Source organism: uncultured Pseudoteredinibacter sp. (assembly GCF_947502065.1).
GTDB lineage: Bacteria > Pseudomonadota > Gammaproteobacteria > Pseudomonadales > Cellvibrionaceae > Pseudoteredinibacter.
This window is the reverse complement of the sequence record NZ_CANMYE010000008.1, coordinates 88898-111888: the sequence shown is the minus strand read 5'-3', so window position 1 is coordinate 111888 and position 22991 is coordinate 88898. Positions and strand designations below refer to the sequence as shown.

Annotated in this window: 23 protein-coding genes; 19 read left to right on the top strand and 4 right to left on the bottom strand. The window is 46.3% G+C overall.

The window, feature by feature from the left end; all coding sequences use genetic code 11:
• The first annotated feature begins 456 nt into the window (after nt 1-456).
• From Q1A41_RS17255 to mutM, 6 genes are all read left to right on the top strand, one after another.
• Complete coding sequence (locus tag Q1A41_RS17255) at nt 457-1038, top strand: TetR/AcrR family transcriptional regulator (RefSeq protein WP_299981508.1); 582 nt, start codon at nt 457-459, stop codon at nt 1036-1038.
• 29 nt (nt 1039-1067) lie between these two features.
• Complete coding sequence (locus Q1A41_RS17250; protein ID WP_299981506.1) at nt 1068-2165, top strand: DUF2855 family protein; 1098 nt, start codon at nt 1068-1070, stop codon at nt 2163-2165.
• 30 nt (nt 2166-2195) lie between these two features.
• Complete coding sequence (locus tag Q1A41_RS17245) at nt 2196-3119, top strand: nitronate monooxygenase (RefSeq protein WP_299981505.1); 924 nt, start codon at nt 2196-2198, stop codon at nt 3117-3119.
• Nucleotides 3120-3531: 412 nt separating this feature from the next.
• Nucleotides 3532-6036, top strand: coding sequence for a TonB-dependent receptor (locus Q1A41_RS17240; RefSeq protein ID WP_299981503.1), 2505 nt, complete (start codon nt 3532-3534; stop codon nt 6034-6036).
• Nucleotides 6037-6220: 184 nt separating this feature from the next.
• On the top strand, nt 6221-8191 hold the full coding sequence (locus tag Q1A41_RS17235) for a diguanylate cyclase (RefSeq protein ID WP_299981501.1): 1971 nt from the start codon (nt 6221-6223) through the stop codon (nt 8189-8191).
• Nucleotides 8192-8254: 63 nt separating this feature from the next.
• Nucleotides 8255-9070 (top strand): bifunctional DNA-formamidopyrimidine glycosylase/DNA-(apurinic or apyrimidinic site) lyase, encoded by an 816-nt coding sequence (gene mutM / locus Q1A41_RS17230; RefSeq protein WP_299981499.1) that lies wholly within the window; start codon nt 8255-8257, stop codon nt 9068-9070.
• A gap of 26 nt (nt 9071-9096) precedes the next feature.
• Here mutM and coaD read toward each other — a convergent pair whose 3' ends face one another.
• Together coaD and rsmD are read right to left on the bottom strand one after the other, a co-directional pair.
• Entirely contained in the window at nt 9097-9576 is a 480-nt protein-coding gene (coaD, locus tag Q1A41_RS17225; protein WP_299770282.1) for a pantetheine-phosphate adenylyltransferase, read from the bottom strand.
• A gap of 110 nt (nt 9577-9686) precedes the next feature.
• Nucleotides 9687-10268, bottom strand: coding sequence for a 16S rRNA (guanine(966)-N(2))-methyltransferase RsmD (rsmD, locus tag Q1A41_RS17220; protein ID WP_299981497.1), 582 nt, complete (start codon nt 10266-10268; stop codon nt 9687-9689).
• A gap of 427 nt (nt 10269-10695) precedes the next feature.
• On the opposite strand from rsmD, the gene ftsY reads away from it, so the two are divergent.
• From ftsY to Q1A41_RS17170, 10 genes are all read left to right on the top strand, one after another.
• Nucleotides 10696-11667 carry a signal recognition particle-docking protein FtsY gene (gene ftsY, locus Q1A41_RS17215; RefSeq protein ID WP_299981514.1) on the top strand — a complete coding sequence of 324 codons (972 nt, stop codon included), beginning with the start codon at nt 10696-10698 and terminating at the stop codon, nt 11665-11667.
• Between the two features lie 21 nt (nt 11668-11688).
• Nucleotides 11689-12372, top strand: coding sequence for a cell division ATP-binding protein FtsE (gene ftsE / locus Q1A41_RS17210; RefSeq protein ID WP_299981494.1), 684 nt, complete (start codon nt 11689-11691; stop codon nt 12370-12372).
• Nucleotides 12369-13361 (top strand): permease-like cell division protein FtsX, encoded by a 993-nt coding sequence (gene ftsX, locus Q1A41_RS17205; RefSeq protein ID WP_299981492.1) that lies wholly within the window; start codon nt 12369-12371, stop codon nt 13359-13361. The genes ftsE and ftsX overlap by 4 nt, the downstream gene beginning before the upstream one ends.
• 126 nt (nt 13362-13487) lie before the next feature.
• Complete coding sequence (gene rpoH / locus Q1A41_RS17200; RefSeq protein WP_299981490.1) at nt 13488-14342, top strand: RNA polymerase sigma factor RpoH; 855 nt, start codon at nt 13488-13490, stop codon at nt 14340-14342.
• Between the two features lie 151 nt (nt 14343-14493).
• A complete protein-coding gene (locus tag Q1A41_RS17195) occupies nt 14494-14877 on the top strand; it encodes a DUF423 domain-containing protein (protein ID WP_299981488.1) in 384 nt (127 codons plus the stop codon).
• A 2-nt stretch (nt 14878-14879) separates the two neighbouring features.
• Entirely contained in the window at nt 14880-15581 is a 702-nt protein-coding gene (gene trmB / locus Q1A41_RS17190; RefSeq protein WP_299981486.1) for a tRNA (guanosine(46)-N7)-methyltransferase TrmB, read from the top strand.
• A 169-nt stretch (nt 15582-15750) separates the two neighbouring features.
• Nucleotides 15751-16407: a DUF2959 domain-containing protein gene (locus Q1A41_RS17185; RefSeq protein ID WP_299981484.1), complete on the top strand. Its 657-nt coding sequence runs from the start codon at nt 15751-15753 to the stop codon at nt 16405-16407.
• 31 nt (nt 16408-16438) lie between these two features.
• Nucleotides 16439-17545 carry an OmpA family protein gene (locus Q1A41_RS17180; RefSeq protein ID WP_299981482.1) on the top strand — a complete coding sequence of 369 codons (1107 nt, stop codon included), beginning with the start codon at nt 16439-16441 and terminating at the stop codon, nt 17543-17545.
• Between the two features lie 159 nt (nt 17546-17704).
• Nucleotides 17705-18361, top strand: coding sequence for an isoprenoid biosynthesis glyoxalase ElbB (gene elbB, locus Q1A41_RS17175; protein ID WP_299981480.1), 657 nt, complete (start codon nt 17705-17707; stop codon nt 18359-18361).
• 50 nt (nt 18362-18411) lie between these two features.
• Complete coding sequence (locus Q1A41_RS17170) at nt 18412-18900, top strand: LEA type 2 family protein (RefSeq protein ID WP_299981478.1); 489 nt, start codon at nt 18412-18414, stop codon at nt 18898-18900.
• 26 nt (nt 18901-18926) lie between these two features.
• Here Q1A41_RS17170 and Q1A41_RS17165 read toward each other — a convergent pair whose 3' ends face one another.
• Nucleotides 18927-19433, bottom strand: a complete 507-nt coding sequence (locus tag Q1A41_RS17165; RefSeq protein WP_299981476.1) for a type II secretion system protein — start codon at nt 19431-19433, stop codon at nt 18927-18929.
• A gap of 233 nt (nt 19434-19666) precedes the next feature.
• Between Q1A41_RS17165 and Q1A41_RS17160 the strand changes: the two genes are divergently transcribed.
• Entirely contained in the window at nt 19667-20005 is a 339-nt protein-coding gene (locus tag Q1A41_RS17160; RefSeq protein WP_299981474.1) for a hypothetical protein, read from the top strand.
• Nucleotides 20006-20017: 12 nt separating this feature from the next.
• Here the strand turns inward: Q1A41_RS17160 and Q1A41_RS17155 are convergent, their stop codons facing one another.
• A complete protein-coding gene (locus Q1A41_RS17155; protein ID WP_299981472.1) occupies nt 20018-21916 on the bottom strand; it encodes an ATP-binding cassette domain-containing protein in 1899 nt (632 codons plus the stop codon).
• A 29-nt stretch (nt 21917-21945) separates the two neighbouring features.
• Here Q1A41_RS17155 and Q1A41_RS17150 point away from each other — a divergent pair, with 29 nt between their 5' ends.
• On the top strand, nt 21946-22428 hold the full coding sequence (locus tag Q1A41_RS17150; RefSeq protein WP_299981470.1) for a TIGR02444 family protein: 483 nt from the start codon (nt 21946-21948) through the stop codon (nt 22426-22428).
• 18 nt (nt 22429-22446) lie between these two features.
• A complete protein-coding gene (locus Q1A41_RS17145; protein WP_299981468.1) occupies nt 22447-22968 on the top strand; it encodes a hypothetical protein in 522 nt (173 codons plus the stop codon).
• The last annotated feature ends 23 nt before the right edge of the window (nt 22969-22991 follow it).

Genomic DNA, 22991 nt, shown 5'->3' with positions numbered 1-22991 from the left:
CTACTGTCATACTCAAAACTCCTGTTTTGAGTATGACGTCGCCCGTTCGGGCTGGCGCCGTTTGCGAAACGGCTTGCCCTCGCGGGCTCGCACAACAGCGAACGCTTAAGCGTTCTCAGTTGTGCCGTGCTCCTGCACTCTTTACCTACTGTCATACTCAAAACTCCTGTTTTGAGTATGACGTCGCCCGTTCGGGCTGGCGCCGTTTGCGAAACGGCTTGCTCTCGCGGGCTCGCACAACAGCGAACGCTTAGGCATTCTCAGTTGTGCCGTGCTCCTGCACGGGTTTCTTTATCTACTGCCGAGCTCAAAACTCCTGTTTTGAGCTCGGCATCGTGATGTGCCCTTTCAGTTATATCTTTCAAAGCTACCGTAAAATTGTCCCTTTTAACCTTGGTTATTTCCTTGTTTTGTAGTGATCATTACAAAACTAGAAAGTGATGAGGTTTTTCTCCTATGCCCAGACCCCAGTCCGTCAGCAATGAGCATCTATTGAAGGCCGCGATGGCGCAATTTTGGCAGTTTGGCTATCAAGGCAGTGGCATGCAGGATCTTCAACAGGTTACGGGTCTGCCGGCAAGCAGCATATACAGCCGTTTTGGGAGCAAAGCAGGCTTGTTCGAAGCCGCACTTGAGCTGTATGTCGATAAGATCGTCCGAGGTCGCTGCGATAAATACCTAAGCGCCGAAAAGGGCTTACTGGGAATCCAGCAATATGTTGCTAGCGCTCTAGATGACCCGAATAGCCATTGGGGCTGTTTGCTGGTCAATAGCCAAGCGCAGATCTCGGCGCTTCCTGCGGCCAGTCATTCAATCATGCAGCGTGGCGGTGAGATGGTCTGTGAGGCCCTTTACAAGGCAATTGTTAAGGCTGAGGAGATGGCTGAGATACATCCAGGTCAGAACGCTAGGCTTTTAGCGGAGCAGTTAGCTATTTTCATTCAGGGCATATTGGTACAAAGCGGCCTGGCACAAACCCGACCTGCATCAGACAGGGTCGCAGCTATGATCGCGCAGCAGCTAGCTGCAATTGACTAGATCTTAAACAAAAATAAAGGAGTGCACAGATGAGCACGATTATTGGAAATCAATTTTGGGTTAATCGATCTCAAATTCTAGATACTCAGTGGCAGCAACTGGCCAGTCGAGAATTGGCTGAAGGCGAAGTTGAGCTTGCAATTAAAGAGTACGCCTTCACGGCGAATAATGTTACCTATGCCGTAATGGGTGATATGTTGCAGTACTGGTCTTTTTTCCCGGCAGCTGAAAACTACGGGATGGTTCCGGTATGGGGTTTTGCCGAGGTAAGCCGCTCGCGTAACTCCGCCATTAAAGAGGGAGAAAAACTGTATGGTTACCTACCAATGGCAGAGTCTCTAATTGTTAAGCCTGGCCACGTTAGTGAAGGCAGCTTTATCGATGATATGCCTCATCGCAAGTCGTTGCCGGTGATTTACAATCAGTACATCCGCTGCGCGCAAGACCCTTTGTATAGCGAAGAAACTGAAGCTCTACAAATGTTGCTACGCCCCTTGTTTACCACCTCATTTTTATTACAAGACTTCTTTGCTGAGCGTGATTACTGTTTAGCCGAACAAGTCGTCATGAGTAGTGCTTCTAGTAAAACATCAATCGGCACCGCGTTTGCGTTTTGGCAACAAAGAGAGCAGAACGGTTCTGGCCCAAAAATTATTGGTCTTAGTTCAAAAGCCAATGTGGAATTTGTTCGGGGCTTAAAGCTTTATGATGAAGTTTATAGTTACGACGATCTTGCGAAAATTAAAAGAATACCCTCAGTACTTATTGATTTCGCAGGCAATGCGCCGTTGAAAGCAGACATCCACAGTCACCTGAACGATCAGCTGGAGTACAGCTGTATTGTAGGTGCTTCCCATTGGGATCAGGCGGCAGTAGAGGCGGGAAAACTTGCTGGCCCAGAGCCAGAGTTATTTTTTGCGCCCACTCAAGCACAAAAACGAATGCAGGAATGGGGACCAAAAGGCTTTGCTGAGAAGTTGGCTGTGGTATGGCAGAGCTTTATTAAACACAGTGAGGCCTGGCTAAATGTTGAATATGTAGTCGGTCAAGATGAAATCAAACAATCTTATAAAAATATGGTTGATGGCAAGGTTAAGCCAGTGCAGGGACTTATCTACAAACTCTAATAGTAAACAGTAAAAAAGCGGAGCAGAAACGTGAATCGATTTTTAGAACATAGCGGAGCAAAGTACCCGATTATTCAAGCCCCAATGGGCTGGATGGCTAGATCGCAATTAGCATCAGCGGTTTCCAATGCAGGTGGTTTAGGTATTATCGAAACCTCCTCTGGTGAAACCGATAATTGTAAAGCTGAAATCCAAAAGATGGCTGAGTTAACAGATAAGCCTTTTGGTGTGAATTTACCTATTATGTTTTTGCATGATGATTCAATGCTAAAGTTTATTTGTGAATCTGGCGTGCGTTTTGTAACTACATCTGCTGGCAGCCCTAAAAAGTTTCTAGCTCCTTTGAAAGAGGCTGGCATTGTTGTTTATCATGCAGTACCTACTGTTGAAGCCGCTTTGAAGTGCGCGGAAGCTGGAGTGGATGGTTTAGTGGTTGAGGGTGGAGAAGGCGGTGGTTTTAAAAACCCTGAAGAAGTCTCTACTTTAGTGTTGCTGCAAGCTATTGCGGAGAAGGTCGATCTACCTTTGGTAGCAGCAGGTGGTATTTGTGATGGCCGTGGCATGGCGGCAGCCTTTGCTTTGGGTGCAGAAGCTGTACAAATGGGGACTCGTTTTGTGGCTTGTGCTGAAAACCCTGCGCACAATAACTATAAGCAAGCAATTGTTGATGCAGCGACAGATGGTACCTATATGTTGAACAAAACATCTAGTCCGTGCGTGCGAGCATTGAAAACAGAGCGCTCGGCTGAGTACTTTAATAGCGGAAAAATGCCAATGGAAGCCTTCATGACCATCAAGGATTTGTACTTTGGGGGCGATATGGAAGCGAGTGTCGCATTGGCTGGTCAAACTGCAGGCTTAATCAATGAAGTGAAAAGCGCTGAAGACATTATTAGCGAAACTATCTCAAGCTACAATGCGATATGTCATCGTATGGCGTCATCGACCTTCTAATTGAATTTCTGTTCTGTGGGTGGCAGATTGCTCTGCCACCCTATTCGTTTTAAGTTCCGTAAAAATCGAGCGATAAGATAACGAAATATAATATTTCATTCTAATTGCGTTTAATTATTTAAACTTGAAAACCAAAGCTTTCTTTGGTTTTTTTCATATCTCGTGCTACGTTTATGCTGTGTATTGTTGATTAAACTGATGTGAAAAATCAGTTTGGTTATTTGCAGTGCAAAAAAACAATAAAAATAAAAGTTAATTCAAGGGTACGATTTCGCTGATAGAGTCGTGAGCTTGCCGTCTGTAGTCATCAGTTTCCAGAGCACAAGGGTTAGGCAATAGCCAGTTCTTTTGTGCCTGTCATAAAGATAAACCGTTTTTGAGCGACTATAAAAATAATTGCGAGGAGAACTCTATGAAACTGTTTCCATCCAGTGCTTTGTCCTTGGCTGTTGCTTTGTCTGCAGCTGGAACAATCCAACTTGCTCAAGCTCAAGCACAATCGGTTGAGGAAGAGCTGGAAGAAGTGGTGGTTACCGGCTCTCGGCGGGCGCCGAGATCAGTCTTCGATTCGGCTGTGCCAATTGATGTGGTTGGCGGGGATGATTTTGCTAATCAAGGTGACTCTGATCTCAGTAACTTACTTCGCAACGTTGTGCCTTCTTACAATGTTAATGCGCAGCCCATTAGCGATGCCGCGACCATTGTGCGTCCTGCGAATATGCGTGGCTTAGCTCCCGATCACACATTGGTTCTAGTAAATGGTAAGCGCCGACATCGCGCTGCGGTTATTTATTGGTTAGGTAATGGTGTTGCAGATGGCGCACAGGGTGCTGACATTTCTCCAATTCCAGCTATTGCCCTCAAGCAAGTGGAAGTGCTACGCGATGGTGCTGCGGCGCAATATGGATCTGATGCAATCGCTGGCGTGATGAACTTTATTTTAAAAGATGACCCTGAAGGCGGCAGTATTGAAGTTAAGTATGGAGAATATAAAGAAGGTGATGGTGAAAATGTAATGGTTGCCGGAAACGTTGGTATGCCATTTACCGATAACGGCTTTGTTAATGTCAGTTTTGAATATGGCAACACAGATCCAACCGATCGAAGCCAACAGCGATCTGATGCGCAAGCATTAATAGATGCGGGTAATACCGCCGTTGCTAACCCTGCCCAAATTTGGGGTACGCCTGAAATTAAAGGTGATCTAAAGCTTATGGCGAACTTGGGTTTAGAGTTAGGCGGCGGTAAAGAATTCTTTGCCTTTGCAAACTACGCGACTAAGGAAGTAGAAGGTGGCTTCTTTTTTCGTAACCCTGACACCCGCGGGGGAGTATTCAGTAACGATGGCGGTGTCACCCGGCTAGTAGCGGATCTTACTCCTGATGATGGCGTGGCTTGTCCTACAGTTGATGTTGGCGATGCAGCAGCCTTGCAACAAGTTGTGGATGATCCCAACTGTTTTGTTTTTAATGAAATGTTTCCTGGGGGCTTCACTCCGAGATTTGGTGGTAAGGTTCACGATGCCGCACTGACGGCAGGTGTACGCGGAACAACAGCAAGTGATTTAAATTGGGAGTTGAGTGCCAGCTATGGCCGAAATGATGTTGACTTCTTTATTAAGAACACTGTCAACGCTTCGCTTGGTCCTCTAACACCTACCGCATTTGATCCAGGTGATTATACTCAGCAAGATATTAACTTTAATGCCGATGTCTCATATGCCGTACCGGTTGATGCCTTTGAGTCAGACTTAAATATTGCCGCGGGTGTTGAATGGCGAGAAGAAACTTTTGAAATCACTGTAGGGGACCAAGCATCGTTTGAAATCGGGCCCTATGCCTCGCAGGGTTTCTCAGCGGCGTCGAATGGTTTTCCTGGGTTTAGTCCGTTGGCTGGTGGTAGCTTCGCCCGCAAAAATGTAGCTGCTTATGTAGATTTAGAGGCAGATGTTACTGATCGCTTATTGGTAGGTATGGCGATTCGCTGGGAAGACTTTAGTGATTTTGGTACCACCACCAATGGTAAAATCTCCGCCAACTTTGAAATTACTGAAAACTTTTCTTTGCGCGGCAGTGCAAGTACAGGCTTTAGGGCGCCTACACCGGGTCAGTCGAATGCTTTTAATGTTTCTACCGAGTTTGATGCGGCGACAGGTGATCTGGTAAACAACGGCACCATTCCGTCGACTAACCCTGTTGCTGTTCTGCGTGGCGGTAAGCCCTTGGACCCCGAAGAGTCAGAGAGTTATACCTTGGGTGCGATTTTGCAATTAGGAGAGGTTAGCGTAACTATCGATTATTTCAACATAGAGCTAACGGATCGTATCAGTGTTTCGCAAAACTTTAGCCTAACCCAGCAGGAAATTGATGACTTGGTCGCTTCTGGTGTAACTAGCGCACAAAACTTACAAAACTTCCGTTTCTTCACCAATGACTTTGATACCACAACTTCAGGCTTCGATTTGGTAGCAACTTATGGTTTGGATATGTTAGGCGGCAGCTCCGAATTCTCGCTTGCCTATAATTATACAGAAACTGAAGTAGATAGCTTCTCACCCGATGTTATAGATGCGACGCGTATCCGTGAGCTGCAAGAAGGCTTGCCTGAGTCACGCTGGAATCTTGCAATGACTCATAACTTAGAAGATTGGCGATTCCTGCTGCGCATGAGTTATTTCAACGAGTTTTATGACTCGGAAGATGATCGTTCTTATGGTGATGAGTATATTTTTGATGCGGAAGCTGAATACAACATCAATGATAACTACTCGGTGACACTGGGTGCGCAGAATCTTTTAGATGAATACCCTGATGAAAACCCAAGCGGCGCTCAACAGTCTGGGCGTCGTTATAGCCAGTTCTCTCCAACTGGATTCAACGGGGGCTATTATTATGCTCGGGTACGTTACAGCTTTTAAGTCTCTCTAGTGATCAAAGTTAAGCCGCCTGTGGGCGGCTTTTTTGTATCGGCTGGGAGATACTGATTGGACGTCAAAAGGCATAAGCCAAGTCCAGCAATTCGAAAGAAGAAAGGAGTTTTATTAAATAATTTTTTACAGTTTGGCACTTATGTATTACCTTTAATGAGAAGAATAATGCCTTATGAAGATTGACGTGCCAATAATTCCGCCTGCCAACTTTGATCACTTAGATTTGGATGCTCTTAAAAGTGCGGTCTGGGTCTATGATGTTCTGAATTATCGTATTCACTGGGCCAATACTGCAGCCTTAAAACTATGGGAGTCCGAAGACCTTGCTGAATTGACGGCAAGAGATTTTAGGCCTGGTTCTTCTGCTGCTGTGCAACAGACACTCTGTTCCTATTTAGATGAATTTGAGCGCGGCCGTGTTATTGATCGTTGGTGGCAAATTTCTCCTAATAATATCGATAAGCGCGTTCACTGCCGTTTTTCTGGTGTCTTAATCCCACCGGGACATATGTCGATGTTGGTAGAGGGCTTGCATTCGGAATTGCTGCAAGGTAACCATAGTGACTATGGTGCGGTAATGATTTGTCTATTTGATGACAGTGGGGCAATCAAAAGCGCTAATCCACCTTTTGAACAACAGTTTGGTATGTCTGTACCGAATCTGCATTCGATTGTCAGTGAGGAATTTGAGCTAGCTGAAATTCTAAGTATTAAAAATGATGTTAATCAAGAGCTTTTACTGGTCACTCAGACGGGGCCGCGCTGGCATAGCGTAGAATTGCGAAAACACAGCGATGCGGAGCTCGATCACAATAGTCAGGCAAGTTACAGCTTAACCTTATTGGATATCCACGATAGAAAACTAGTAGAGTTAAAAAACGCAGCGGCCGCAGAAACGGATGCTTTAACGGGGCTATACAATCGACGTGGAATTATTCGTAAGTTAACTTCCAGAGTCGATAGTGGCTGTACAATATTTTTTATCGATCTGGATGATTTTAAACCAATCAATGATACCTACGGACATGCGGTTGGTGATGAGGTTCTTTGTCAGGTCGCTAAAGTTCTACGCTATGAAATTCATCAGGCGGCAATTTGCGCGAGATTAGGTGGGGATGAATTTATATTAGCTATTCCTGGCCAGCAAATGGGTGTCGAGCCAGCGGCTGTAGCTAAATTGATCATTCAACAGCTCACTAAACCTTTTGTTGCGAGTAAGCAGCAAAGGCTACAAGTGACCGCTAGTGTAGGAAGCGCAACTATTCCTGGGCATGCTGAAAATATTGATACTTTATTGCAAAAAGCTGATGCTGCGATGTATTTAGCGAAGCAACGCGGACGAAACCGCCATGTGCATTATTCTGATACTGTTAAAAATCAGTTAATGAGAGGGCAAAGAATTCTACAGCAGGTTGATGAGCAAATATGTGCTGAGAACTCCTTATTTGATTATCATGCTGTTGTTTCTACTTTGACTAAGAAGCCTTTTATCTTTGAGGCGCGTATTCATTGGGCTGGTCAGTTGCTCGAGAATCTCTGTTCTTTCGAAATCAGTGAGGCAATCAGAAAGGCCAGTCATCAAGACTTTGTAGAGCAACAGTTGGCTAGGATAATTGCTGCTGATCTCAAGCAGTTGCGTGCCCGATATGCCGACTCGAAATCAAAAATATCTATAGGGCTGCCGTCAGGCCATTATCTGGATGCGGGTTTTTTCAGTCGCATGGCACATTGCTTTTCCTTGTTCCAAATGAATAAAGCTGATGTGGTATTTGAATTGAGTGAGCGAGCTTTGAAGCGAGTCATCGATCAACAAGAAGGTCTACTCGTCGATGCGAGTGCGAAAGGGTTTCAGTTTGCGTTAACAGATTTTGGATCCGGCTGCTCGCCATTGATAAGTTTGTCAAATCTACCGCTACAGTATATTAAACTCTCCCCTGAGTTTTCTTCACAGATGCACTCAAAGGCCTCGATATTGAAATTCATCATCAAACTTTGTAAGGATCTGCAGCTAAGTTGTGTTGCTACTGGGGTGAACGATCAGGCTCTTAGTGATCGCTGGGCTGAATGCTCTGTTTATCTTCAACAGGGCCTGTATCTAGAGGCGGGCGATCTTCATGTTAGCTCTGATGCAGAGTTTGTCTAATGGGTTTGCTAAGTTTAAATCTCGCTGCTATGGTGCCTAAAACTTTTCAGTGAGAGCTTAGCATTGCCAGAATTACCTGAAGTAGAAACAAGTTGCCGCGGTGTCGCGCCGCATATTGTTGGCCGAACCCTAAAGCAAGTTGTTGTTAGAAATAATCAACTGCGCTGGCCAATTGATGGTCAGCTAGCAGAGATTTTAGAAGGTAGAAAGCTGCTTGAGTTGAGCCGCCGTGGAAAGTACATGCTGTTTCGTTTTAAGCATGGACACTTGTTAATGCACTTGGGCATGTCAGGCAGTGTAAGAGTTGTAGAAGCTGCAATTGAACCCGAAAAGCATGATCATGTCGATTTTATTTTTGGCTTGGATACCGTGCTGAGATTTACTGATCCCCGCCGATTTGGTGCCATCGTCTGGACCGATCAACCTACTGAAGAACATAAGCTAATTCAACACTTAGGGCCTGAGCCTTTATCTGAGAAATTCTCAGCAGATTATCTTTATCAGCAAACTCGTAAGCGAAAACAAGCCATTAAAGTTCTGATTATGGATAGCAAGGTGGTGGTAGGCGTAGGAAACATTTATGCCAACGAATCTTTGTATATGAGTGGAATTCGCCCCGGCCGTGCTGCTGGGCGAGTGACACGTGCAGAGATAGAGCGTTTGTTGTTAAACATCAAAAAGGTTCTAAAAAAAGCTATCGCACAGGGCGGGACAACCCTAAAGGATTTTGTTGGTGGCGATGGCAAGCCCGGCTACTTCAAGCAGGAACTAAATGTTTACGGTCGTGATGGGGAGCCATGCTTGAGCTGTGGCACTGTGCTCAAAAGCCAGCGCCATGTGCAAAGGGCCAGTGTTTACTGCCCCGTCTGCCAAAAATAAGAAAAGAGATTTGTGGCAGCTAAGTATTAGCTGCCAAACTTTTTCTTCAAGTCTTGTTCGATGATTGGATGAACAAACTTGCTGACATCACCGCCGAGCGATGCAATCTCGCGTACCAATGATGAAGAGATGTAAGATAGGTGTTCGGCTGGAGTCAAGAATAGACTCTCCATTTCTGGAGATAAAGCACGGTTCATGTTGGCTAACTGAAACTCATATTCAAAGTCAGATACCGCTCGCAAGCCGCGCACTACTGCTTGAGCTTTTTTCTGTTTTACTAAGTCCGCTAGTAATACATTGAAGCCACAAATTTCTACATTTGGTATGTGGGCTAAAACTTGCTCTGCTTGTGCAACCCTTTCTTCTAAAGTGAATAGAGGGTTCTTTTTGGTGCTAGCAGCGATGGCCAATACGACACTGTCAAACAGATTGCAGGCTCGCTCTACCAAGTCGATATGACCGTTAGTAATTGGGTCAAATGTTCCAGGGTATACCACGCGCTTCATATTAGTTTCCACGTCAGGTTTCTCGATCGGGCGCAGATGGTAAACAATTTGGCGCCTCAGTACAAAACTTAATCGGCAAAATGCAGGTAAAAAAGCAAATTATTTGGTTTTTAGCGTGCAATATAGAGTTGGTAGCAAACCTGCCCGGTGTTTTTGCAGCGCCAATTCCGCCATTTTTCAGGCAGCTTTGGCAGCTGGTTTTTGGGGCTCTCTATATAGATAAGGCTGTCTGGGTGCAGCCAATTGTTTTGCTCTAATAACTCGGCGGCCGTTTCCCACATATTGGCAGCGAATGGCGGGTCCATAAAAATGATATCAAAAGGAGCGCTCTCATTGTGCTGAGCGAGCTCCATCAGGCAATCGCCATGGTTGAGCTGAGCTTCTTGTTCACCTAATTGAGGCTGCAGTGTTTTGATATGGTTTTGCAGTTGCTGGTAGGCTGTTTTATTCGCTTCCCACAGCGCTACATGCGCTGCACCACGGGACAAAGCCTCTAAAGCCAAGGCACCAGAGCCGGCAAATAAATCTAAGCAACGCGCGCCATAGATGTCTGAACTTAGCCAGTTGAAAAGCGTTTCGCGTATTCGGTCTCCGGTTGGGCGCAGCCCGTCAGCGCTAGGGAAATTAAACTTCCGGCCACGCCACTGACCACCGATGATGCGTAATTGCTGTGTAGGGTTTGCTTTTGACATGCACGGCCTCGTCCAATTGGCTGGCCATTGTAGCCATCTCAAGGGGCTGTGTTAAGGCTGCGACAGCAGGCCTATAGAGTGCTAGAATGCGGCACTTTCTCGGGTTCACCTTGAGCCCCCTTTATCCGATCAGTAATAGAATTTAGACACCATGGTTTTTGGCTTTTTTAAGAAATCCCCAAAAGGTGAGGCTGACAAGGCTAATACCGAAGAGCAGCCCTCAGCGATCGAGCAATCTCCAGAGCAAGAAGGTCTTGAGTCTGAAGAGGTTAGCCCGCAAGCAATTGACACTAAAGTGGCGCCCGAGGTTACAGCTAGCGAAACAAGCGCTGTCGAACAGCAGCCAGATGAACCCGTAAGGACTGAGCCTTTGGCGCAAGAGGCTCCTTCGCAAGAGCCGGCAGCAGAGGCAGCGCAAGAGGTGTTTATGGCACCAACTGGCTATGGTGAGCCTGCCGAAGAGAAAAAGCGTGGCCTATTCGCCCGTATGCGTGCTGGCTTGGCCAAAACTGGCGGTAACTTAACAGAAGGCCTAGGCAATATCTTTATGGGTCTCAAAGAGATCGATGAAGATCTCTTAGAAGAACTCGAAACTCAGTTATTGATGGCCGATGTAGGTATTGAAGCAACCGAAGAGATCATGGAAAAGCTGTCTGAGCAGATTGCCCGTAAAGAGCTTGCCGATCCCGAAGCCCTATACAAGGCTTTGCAATCTGCTTTGGCAGAGCTTTTAATCCCCGTACAAAAGCCTTTGCTGCTTGATACTCAAAAGAAGCCTTTTGTGATCCTCGTTGTTGGCGTCAATGGTGTCGGAAAGACCACCACCATTGGTAAGCTAGCTAAGGGCTTTCAGAATCAAGGTAAGCAGGTAATGCTGGCTGCCGGTGATACTTTTCGTGCCGCCGCGGTAGAGCAGCTGCAGGTTTGGGGTGAGCGCAATAATGTCCCAGTTGTGGCGCAGCACACCGGTGCCGATAGTGCTTCGGTGGTTTTTGATGCATTACAATCGGCAAAATCTCGCGATGTAGATATTCTGATTGCTGATACCGCAGGCCGCTTGCACAATAAAGACAATTTGATGGATGAACTTGCTAAGGTTAAGCGGGTGATGGCCAAGTTGGATGATAGCGCGCCACATGAAGTACTGTTAGTGCTAGATGCCGGTACTGGCCAAAATGCTATCAACCAAGCAGAACAGTTCAGCCAGTCTGCCGGTGTCACTGGGTTAGCACTAACTAAGCTGGATGGTACCGCCAAAGGTGGTGTTATCTTTGCACTGGCTAAGCAGCTTGGCTTACCGGTACGGTTTATTGGTGTAGGTGAAGGCATTGATGACTTGCAGCCATTTGAAGCCAAAAGCTTTGTGCGCGCTTTGTTTGACCAAGGCCAGGCCGAATAAATAGGACGTCTATTCTAAGCCATGATTCAATTTCTCAATGTGAGCAAACGCTACCCAGGCGGCTTCGATGCGCTTAACAATTTAAGCCTAAATATCGATGCCGGTGAGATGGTATTTCTAACTGGCCACTCTGGTGCAGGTAAATCCACATTATTGAAGTTAATTATGTTGATGGAGCGGGCGACGCGTGGCCAGATGGTTGTGGGTGGCCAGAATCTCAATAAGATGCCGCGCCGCCAAATTCCATTCTTGCGCCGCCAGATAGGGGTGGTGTTCCAAAATCATCAACTATTGTTTGACCGTACCGTGTTCGACAATGTGGCATTACCGCTAATGATTGCGGGTTTTGAGCCGCGTGATATTGGTCGCCGCGTTAGGGCTGCGCTAGATAAAGTGGGTCTACTGAGCAAGGAAAAGCTCAACCCTATTGCGCTTTCTGGTGGTGAGCAGCAGCGTGTGGGCATTGCCCGTGCTGTGGTCAACAAGCCTCCTTTGCTTCTGGCGGATGAGCCGACAGGAAACCTAGACCCTGAGCTGTCCGCAGAGATCATGAAGCTACTGCAGCAGTTTAATGATGTGGGGGTTACGGTACTGATTGCCAGCCACGATTTGGCCTTAATTGAGCGAATGGGTAAGCGCAAACTAACTCTAGAGGGCGGACAATTGGTGGCAGATGTTCCTGGTTTAGGAGGAGAAGCTGCGTGAGCCAGGAATCTCAAAAAGCTTTGCCCGATGCGCTTAGCCGAGGCGCCAGCTTAAAACAGCTAAGCTTACTGAACTTGTGGCGCTCATATTGCCGCCATCATATTAGTAGCGCACGCGATAGCTTAAATCGCTTATTACGACAGCCTTTATCCAGCTTAATGACTTGTTTGGTGGTCGCCATTGCATTGGCTTTGCCCCAGGTGCTTTCAGTTGCTGTCAGTAATATCGATGAGCTTGGGCAGAGTTGGCAGGGGCGCCCTAGCCTATCGGTTTATCTTCATCACAATGTTAAGCAGCCGGTTGCTGAGAAATTGCTAACAGAGTTAGAGCAGCTAGAGTCGGTTGCTGAAGGAATATATATAAGCCCGAGTGAAGCCTTGCAAGAATTTGAGGAGCACTCTGGTTTTGCTGATGTCCTGGGGCAGCTTGAGCGTAACCCTTTGCCCCCCTTGTTACAGCTTAGTTTGGTTGAGCAACTCAGTTTGGAGCAGGTGCAGTCCCTCCAGGCCAACCTGCAGGCCAGGCCTGAAGTTGAGCAAGTCGATGTGGATTTGCAATGGTTGCAAAGATTGCAGCAAATACTGGCCCTTGGTCGCACCTTAATCTGGCTGTTATCGGGCTTATTGGCCTTAGGTGTGCTGCTTATCGTTGGCAATACCATTCGCTTGGCCATTGCGGCCCGCAAGGACGAAATTCTAGTTACCAAAACCTTGGGTGGTACCAATGCCTTTGTGCGTCGCCCCTTCTTATATACCGGTTTGTGGTATGGCTTGCTGGGTGGTGCCTTAGCGTTGCTGCTTACAGAGCTGTGTCTGTTTGCTCTAGCAGGTCCCGTGGCCAAGTTGGCTGGCTCCTATGGCAGCGACTTCCTGTTAATGGGTATAAATTGGTTCGATGCAGGCTTTTTGCTTTTGGCCAGCTCAGTATTGGGCTGGCTGGGCGCGGCTTTAGCCGTTGGTCGTCACTTGGCGGCAATCGAACCCAAATAGCTGCTTAAAATCTGATCAAAATCTCTACTTTACAAGACTTAAAGGTCTTTTGGGCGAACCCGCGCTAGTATTAGCAGTCAAACCCGATAGCTGCTAGTATTAAGGGTCGAGTAACGGAGAATATATATGAGTACAGCCATTCAGCCAGTAGGTATGCTATCCCCAGGAGCCAATCTGGGCGCGTATATGCAGGCGGTTAATGGTATCAGTGTACTGTCAGCCGAAGAAGAGAAGAGCTTGGCAGAAGATCTGTATTACCACGAAAACCTAGATGCTGCCCGCCAGTTGGTAATGGCTCATCTGCGTTTTGTAGTGCATATCGCCAAGTCTTATTCGGGTTATGGTTTATCCCAAGCTGATCTGATCCAGGAAGGTAATGTTGGCTTGATGAAGGCCGTAAAGCGTTTCAATCCAGAGCGTGGCGTACGCCTTGTATCCTTTGCGGTACACTGGATTAAGGCCGAAATGCATGAGTTTATCTTGCGCAACTGGCGTATTGTTAAAGTCGCTACCACCAAGGCCCAGCGTAAATTGTTCTTTAATCTTCGCAGTGCTAAAAAGCGCCTTGCTTGGTTAAACAACGAAGAAGCTGAAGCGGTTGCCAAAGATCTTAATGTCGACGTTAATCATGTCCGTGAAATGGAAGGTCGCTTGGCGGCCAACGATATGGGCTTCGATGCCGGCGCGGACGATGATGATGAAAGTGCATTCCAGGCACCGGCAAACTTCTTAGAAGATCGCGCCGCAGATCCGGCTTTAGCTTTAGAGCACTTAGACTCAACACAGCAAAGCTTGGCGAGCTTAAGTGCCGCGCTTGAGCATCTAGATGATCGCAGTCGCGACATTTTGCAGCAGCGTTGGTTGGGCGAAGAAAAGGCCACTTTGCATGAGTTGGCTGATCAATATGGCGTATCAGCTGAGCGAATTCGCCAGCTAGAAAAGAATGCAATGAAAAAGATAAAGGCCAATATTGAAGCGTAATGTCAGCAATATTGGTACAAAAGCCGCCTAGTGCGGCTTTTTTTATGCTTAAGCTGGTCGTGTTTTGAATTGCTAAACGGATGGCCAGCTAAAGCTTGATGAAAGTTGTAGCGCTAATCGTAGTATTAACAGGGTTTGTACTGGGGTGCGAATGTACCGAACAATTCTCGCCGTTGCGGCAATTAATGGTTTGATCGCGGTTGTTTTAGGTGCCTATGGGGCCCACGGGCTTAAACCCGAGTTGAGTGCGAAACTTTGGTCTGCTTATAGCACCGCTAATCAATACCATTTTTACCACAGCTTGGCTTTATTGGCTTTGGCAGCATTCGCCACCGTTAAAGCCTGGCCTAAGTTGCTTTGGGTTGCTTGGGGCTGGCAGCTAGGAATACTGCTATTTAGCGGCAGTATTTATGCGTTAGCGCTTGGCGCGCCAAGCTGGATGGGGCCAGTAACGCCTTTAGGTGGCCTCACCTTGATGATCGCTTGGGGTCTGCTAATACGGCAGGCTTTCAGTAATAAAGATGTAAAGAATTAGTTATGCAAGATTCTATTTTTAAACCCGAATACAAAGATAAATCGATTCGTAGTTTTGTAATCCGGGCCGGTCGTATCACAGATGGGCAGCGCAAAGCCTTTGAGCAGTGGTGGCCAAAATATGGTTTAAGCCTTTATTCAGGCAGTCAAAACTTTGATGAAGTATTTGGGCGCCATGCCCCAAAAGTGCTTGAGGTAGGTTTTGGGATGGGGGATTCTCTACTGGAGATGGCAAAGGCCGAACCTGAAAAAGATTTCATCGGAATCGAAGTGCACCCGCCAGGTGTTGGGCGTTTAATTAATAACGCCGGCAATGAAGGCGTGGAGAACCTGCGTGTCTATATGGCTGATGCCAATGATGTTCTAGAAGACTGTGTTGCAGACGATAGTCTTGATCGCTTTCAGCTGTACTTTCCTGATCCTTGGCACAAGAAAAAACACAACAAGCGTCGAATTGTGAATTCAGGCTTTATTCAGAAGATAGCTGCCAAACTTAATACTGCTGGTATCTGCCATATGGCAACCGATTGGGAGCCCTATGCCGAGCACATGATGGAAACCATGAGCGCCGCTGAGCAGTTTGAAAACACCCAAGGTGAATACCTGTTTGCTAAAAGACCGGAATTTCGCCCAATAACTAAATTTGAGCGTCGTGGTGACCGTCTTGGTCATGGCGTTTGGGATTTGCTGTTCAAAAAGTGCTAGTGACTGTCGTTTCAGTTCACTTGCCTCTTGCTACCCGCAAATGACGCCTAAAACGTGATCCTTTTCACGTTTGTGGGAATGTCGCTAAAAATACGCTAGAATGCCGCCCCATTAGCAGCGGGATGCTGTTTGGGGCATTCTTCAGCGTATCTTAAGACCGGGAAGCTTTATGATTCGACTGCCACATACCTTGTATAAGCTAACGCTTATTGCCCTATTATCCCTTGGCCTGATGGCCTGCCAATCGGCCTACTATTCCGCTATGGAATCCGTAGGTATGCATAAACGCGATATCTTAACGAGTCGGATCGAAGGTGTTCGCGATGCACAAGTCGACGCTAAAGAGCAGTTCAGAGATGCCTTAGATCGTTTTAGCCAAGAGCTTGGTTACAACGGCGGCGAGCTGCAGAGTGTTTATGAAAACTTGCATGATGCTTACGAAGATAGTCAGCAAGAGGCTGATAATGTCAGTCGTCGAATTGATGAAGTTGAAGATGTAGCAGAAGCCTTGTTTGCCGAATGGGAAGATGAACTGGAGCAATACTCAAGTGCGAGTTTGCGCCGAGAAAGCCAATCCCAATTAAGAGATACACGCAAACAATACAAAAATATGCTGGTAACGATGCGCAGTGCTGAATCCAAAATGGCGCCAGTGTTAAAGACGTTTAATGATCAGGTTTTGTATTTAAAACATAACTTGAATGCTCGCGCTATAGGCTCGCTTAAGGCTGAGTTTGGCGGTTTGCGCCGAGATATAAATACCTTGATTGCGCGTATGGAGGAATCCATCGCGGAGTCAGACAAATTCATAAAAAATTTAAAGTAATACGCTTAAATCAATAATAGGAGTTCAATTAATGAAAAACTTCCAGAAATGCACAATTGCAGTGGCTTTGGGTGTGGCTGCAAGTGCAATGTCCGTAGTTGCCTCAGCGCAAAATGCTTCGCCTAATCATAAGTTTGAGGCATACATGGGTGCCAATAAGCACTATATCGAGAATGATCGAGGCCTTAAGAATGGTAGCGGTAAAACTTTTGGTCTTGGCTATGTAGTGAATGAAAACTGGACCATTGAAGGCATGATTAATGACTTCTCTAGTAGGACTAAAATGGGTGGTTTAGGTATTGATGGTCGTCATTTACGCTTGGATGCTGTTTATAATCTTGCTCGTAGTGGTTCTTGGCAACCATTCTTTGTTGGCGGTGCAGGTGACCAGTCCTTCGATATTAAAGGTGGTGACAAAGATAAAGAGACGGCGCTAAATTTAGGAGCGGGTACCAAGTATTTTCTTAATGACAATTGGGCTATACGTGGCGATGTTCGTGCAATTCACTCGTTAGATGAAGAAGCTACAGATCTAGCTTTAGGCTTAGGTGTAGCTTACCTAATGGGTGCTACCGCTGCTCCTCAAAAGCTAGATAGTGACGGTGATACAGTTGAAGATAGTATGGATCAATGTCCAAACACCCCAGCTGGTGTAGCCGTTGATGGAAAAGGTTGCGCGCTAGATAGCGATCGAGATGGCGTTTTTGATTACGGCGATCTTTGCCCTAATACGCCAATGGGTACCAAGGTTGATAAAGATGGCTGCCCTGAAAAAATTGCCAAGACAGTTTCAATTGAATTGGAAGTAAATTTTGATACCGACAGCGCTACTGTTAAACAGCAGTACATGTCAGAAATTAAAGATGTTGCTGAATTCATGAAGCAATACAACAAAACCAATGTTGAGCTAGCAGGTCACACTGACTCAACCGCTTCTGAAGCATACAACCAAGCCCTTTCTAACCGTCGTGCCAGTGCGGTAGCAAAAGTGTTGGTTGAGACCTTCGATGTGGAAGCTGGTCGTGTAACCGCTACTGGTTATGGTGAAGCTCGTCCTGTTGCTGACAACAGTACTGCTGAAGGTCGTGCTGCGAACCGTCGTGTAGTAGCTGAGATTAGTACAGAAACTGTAGAGTAAAATCTAACAGCTAGTAAAAAAACCCGGGCTAGCTCGGGTTTTTTTATGCCTGAAGATTCAGGGCAGCAAAAGAGCTTTTACATCATGATTTTTATCTCCCAGCTGGTAACATAGCACCCATATAGTCAATTTGATTAAATAAATTCAGAGGAGCTAGCAATGGCTAAAAAAGTAGCGGTAGTTTTGGCGGGTTGTGGTGTATTCGATGGGGCTGAGATTCACGAGTCAGTGTTAACTTTGTTGCGCTTAGATCAGCTGGGTGCAGAAGTGACTTGCCTTGCCCCGAATATCGATCAAATGCACGTCGTGAATCATTTAACCGGTGAGCCGGCAGAAAAGGAAGTCCGTAACGTTTTGGTGGAAGCGGCGCGAATCGCTCGTGGAGATATCAAAGATATAGCAGCCGTTAATGCTGAAGATTTTGACGCTGTCATTGTGCCTGGTGGCTTCGGTGCCGCAAAAAATCTGTGCACTTTTGCTGTTGATGGCCCTGCAATGAAAGTGAACCCTGATTTCGAGGCTTTCATTAAAGCAGCAAGATCTGCAGGAAAAACTATTGGTTTGATGTGTATTGCCCCTGCAATGTCTGCCAAACTATTTGCTGCGGATGTTGTCTGTACTATTGGCAATGATGCAGAAACTGCAGCAGCCGTAGAGCAAAGCGGCGCTAAGCATGAAAACTGCTCCGTTGAAAATGTTGTGATCGACGAAGCCAATAAATTGGTGACCACACCAGCGTATATGCTGGCATCTTCTATCAGTGAAGCTGCATTAGGTATCAATGCTTTGGTAGAGAAAGTTATTGAGCTAAGCTAAAGCCGCCTGAATTTTAATAATTGGCCCCGCCACAAAAAAGTGAGAATTTAATGAACATAGTAAGACTAGGACAACTTTTTACGCGGGGTTTTATTTTATTCAGTCTTGTTTGGCTGGCGGCTTGTAGTCACTTACCTAATGCCTTCGAACAACCCCGCCTCAATGTATTAAATATTCAAATGCTCCCCGGGGATAATCTGGCGCCCTCTTTCAATATAAAGCTCAAAGTTGACAACCCTAACCGTTTTGACTTAGATCTTGTGGGGGCCTCCTACAGTGTCGAGATAGAGGGCTTTGAGTTAATACACGGCGTCGCAAAAGATATCCCAACAATTGCGGCTTATGATAGCCAGGAGCTGGATGTAAAAGCTCAGGCGAGTATGGTGCAAGGGGTGAGGTTATTAAATAAACTGATGAAAAGTCAGGCCGAGCCACTCAATTACAAAATGACACTTAAGCTAGATACTGGAAATTTTCTATCATCGATAAGAATAGAAGACAGTGGTCAAATCGATTTGGATGCTAGTAGCAGTCGATGAAAAACTCTGTCTAAGTCACCCAGCTATTAGCAATCGTTATCCACCACAGTAACAGTGCAATTGGGTGAGCCGAAAGAATCATAGATCACGTAACAGCCACTGCCGTTTGGCGCAGAGCTAGGTATTTCAAAGCCAACAAAGGTGTATTGATTGGTGACGCGACTTGTCATGCCGCCACTTAAATTAATGAAGTCCACCATGGTAAAGCGACTGCCAAGCTCGGCTCGACTCTCCGGACATAGATTGCGCCAATCTAGCTCCGAGCTGCCACCGGCCACATTAATGATAAATCTCGTTTGGCCCCCAGAAGGGTTGCTGCTTGCAGGTTCGATACCTTGTGCCAAAGCCGCGGCTTTGGTCATTTGAGCTGTAGAGCGCATGGTGCCGGCGATACCTTCTAGGGCTGCGACTTTCGCCGCTGCTGAAAGGTCAACAAACTTTGGCGCAGCAACCGCGGCCAAGACGCCTAAAATCACAATAACAGCGATTAGTTCTGTTAAGGTAAAGCCATTGGCCTTAATTTGCCGCGCCATGAAAGTCACTCTATATCTGTGTGTTGACAATTATAGACTATATAATTAATTCTTATGCCTAGCTGATAGATGGTTGTTTTGAGGGCATATTGGGGGGGCGATGAATGGGTACTGTTATAAATGCCGTAACTTTGTTTTGCCCGCTGTATAGATTATTCCTTATTAAAATCTAAAACTTAAGAGCTTAGGTAAAAAGCAGGCAAAAGCCTGACTAAGGAACTGGAAAGAAGCTTATGAACATCTCAAGGAAGGAGCTGCTTGCTTTAGAAGAATTAAAGGGCTTAAGTGAAGCTGATCAGCATAGCCGATTTGAAGAGGCTCGCTATGCCTGCTTTTCGACGCCTGGCATGAACAGCCGCTGGCTTAAAGCCCAATTGTTGCTAGTGTTGTTGATGCTTGTGCTTGCTGTGTTGACCCTTATAGCTTTTCTGCAGCTTGGATTAAGGGTGGAGTTATTCCTACTTATAACTCCTATTTTATTAGTTGTTCAGTATGGCTTGCGACAATATTCTCGTAGAAAGTACATTTCACTGCTGCGGCCCTTTCTAAAAAAGGGACAGAAGTTGCAGTAATTATTTCAGCAGCTACTCACTGAGCGATTCTAACTCCTCGTTAAGCTCGAGCCATTGTTCTTCCATATTGTCTAGGCTCTTGCGTAACCCGCCTTGATCTTGCAAAAGTTGATTTAATTCTTCACCGTCACCCTCATAAAGAGTGTTATCCGCTAATCGGCTCTCAACTTTCTCAAGGCGCTCTTGAGTTGACTCCATGGAGCGATCGAGTTTTTTAATTTGATTCCGAATAGGTTGCAGTTTTTGTCGGAGTGCTGCAGCTGACTGGCGTTGTTCTTTTTTATCACTCTTGGTGGCTTTTTGAGATCCTTCGCTAGGATTGTCAGCCTTGGAGCCTTGCTGTGACAGCCAGCTTTGATAGTCCTCTAGTGTGCCATTGAATTCTTCTGCATGTTGGCTATCAACCAAGATAAATTGCTCAACAGTATTTTTAAGGAGGTGGCGATCGTGTGAAACTAGAACAATGGCACCTTCATAAGATTGTAGGGCAACGGTTAAAGCGTGTCGCATTTCTAAATCAAGGTGGTTAGTGGGCTCATCAAGCAGTAATACATTGGGTTTTTGCCAGGCAATAATGGCCAGCGCTAGGCGCGCTTTTTCTCCACCTGAAAAATGCTCAATAGTTTCAAAGGCGCGGTCACCTTGAAAGCCAAAGCTGCCCAAAAAATTTCTGACCTCCTGTTCGCTGGCTGTTGGGCTTAAACGCTGTATATGCAGTGCAGCAGAGGCTTGCATATCTAAAGCTTCTAGCTGGTGCTGTGCGAAATAGCCAATAGCTAAATGTTCTGACTCGCTAATGTCGCCAGCTTGTACTTTGAGATTTCCAGCCAAGGCTTTCATTAGCGTCGACTTACCAGCACCGTTATGCCCTAATAGCCCTATTCGGCTGCTAGGCAAGATGGTGAGGTTGATATTCTTAACTATGCTGCTGTCGCCATAGCCCAGATGTACTTTCTGAAGGTTAATTAAGGTCTGCGGAAGCTTGTCGGCAACTGGAATTTGAAAGTTAAAGGGCGAATCAATGTGAGCTGGCGCAATTGCTTCCATGCGCTCTAGCTCTTTGAGGCGGCTTTGAGCCTGCTTGGCCTTTGTTGCTTTGGCGCGAAAGCGGCGAACAAAATTTTCAATTTCCGCAATGCGAGTCTGTTGCTTTTCGAATGCCGCTTGTTGTTGCGCTAATCGCTCGGCTTTTTGTTTCTCGTAGCTGCTATAGTTACCGTTGTATAGCTCTAGCTTTTGGTTGTGCAAATTAACGGTGTATTGAATGACGTTGTCTAAGAAATCTCTATCGTGCGAGATTATTAGCAGTGTACCGGGGTACATCTGAAGCCATTGTTCCAGCCAAACGGTAGCATCTAGATCAAGGTGGTTTGTCGGTTCGTCGAGCAATAAGAAGTCGGATGGACACATTAAAGCTTGGGCTAGATTCAATCGAATGCGCCAGCCACCTGAAAACTCATGTACCTGTTTTTGGCTATCAGCCTGGGTGAAGCCAAGTCCGTTTAATAAAGCTTGCGCTCTAGATTCGGCGCTGTAGCCCTGATGCTGTTCAATTTCGCCATAAAGTTTGGCGAGTGTTTCACCGCAGGCAGCTTCTCCCTTGGAGTTTTCTTGCTCCAGTTTAGCTTCGAGCTTACGCAGGGCCTGATCACCATCGATTACGTAGTCGATGGCTTTTCGTTCGCTATGGGCGACTTCCTGGGCCATATGGGATAAGCGCCAGTTGCTGGGTATTGAGCAGCTGCCGGTATCGGCCTGCAGTTGGCCTAGCAGTAATTTGAATAGGCTGGATTTACCGCTGCCATTTGCTCCGATTAGGCCAATTTTTTGCCCAGGATGAACACGCAAAGCACAATGGTCTAGCAGAAGCTTATGGCCACGCTGTAAACTTAAATCTTGTATCTCAATCATGGCGGCTATTGTACTGCTGCGGATATTAAATGACAGACAATACTGAAAATTTGTTGTGGCAGTTTAGTCTTGCTTACTACCAGCAATCCAAGGCTGCGAAATGCTTGTTGCTGCTCCAGGATGAATATGGGGCCCAGGTCAATATTCTGCTTTGGTGCCTTTGGCAGGGCGTGGATGGACGTCTTATCTCAGTAGAAGATTTAGAAAGTGCCTTGGCTTTAATTGATAAGCACCAAAATAACTATCTTTTACCTATGCGTGAATTGCGTAGGATGCTTAAAAATCATCCATTTGATACGGTTTATAAGCAGGCAAAGTCCCTCGAGCTGGAACTGGAACGTTGGGAGCAGCAGGCGTTATTTGAATTGGAAGCGACATCGAGTTTTGGCCCGGATGCTGCACAGCAAAATCTATTAATGTATGGTGAGCGCCTCATGCGCCAAGAAGAGCCAGGTCAGAGCCATCGTTTAGGCCTAAATTCACAGCTAGAACAACTATTAAAGTATCTATAGCTAGACCTTGGAGGTCCTATGCGTTTGTTTCTTACTCTTATAGCACTGATCATTGTCGTTGCTCTGGCAGCACCATTTGTGCTGAAAAGACCGGATGGCTTGCCTTGGATGGATGCCTCGGAACTGTCACCCGAAATAGAGGTCAATGGAAGCTATGAAAACGCGAAGTTGGAGCTGTATCGCTGGTGGCATGGCTTGCGTCGTGATCTTTTAGGCGACACACAGTCAGGAAAAACTAAGGCTTATCGCTGGCAGGATAGTGCCGGCAACTGGCATCTATCGGATTCGCCCAACCCTGCAGGTGCGGCAGAAGAGCTTTGGGTAGACCCAAATGCCAATTTGATGCAGTCGGTTCCCGTGCCGGAGCCCACAGAAGAAGCTGAAAATACTACTCAAGCTGATGCAAAGGCTGTACCCTTGCCGATGACTGTAAGTCCAGGACAGGCTCAGAAGCTGATGCAAGACGCTCAGCAAATTCAAGAGCTGGTGGATAAGCGCTATCAAGAGATAGACGCTCAGACAAATAAACGAAGTCAATAAAGTTAACGATAAAGTTTAATGGG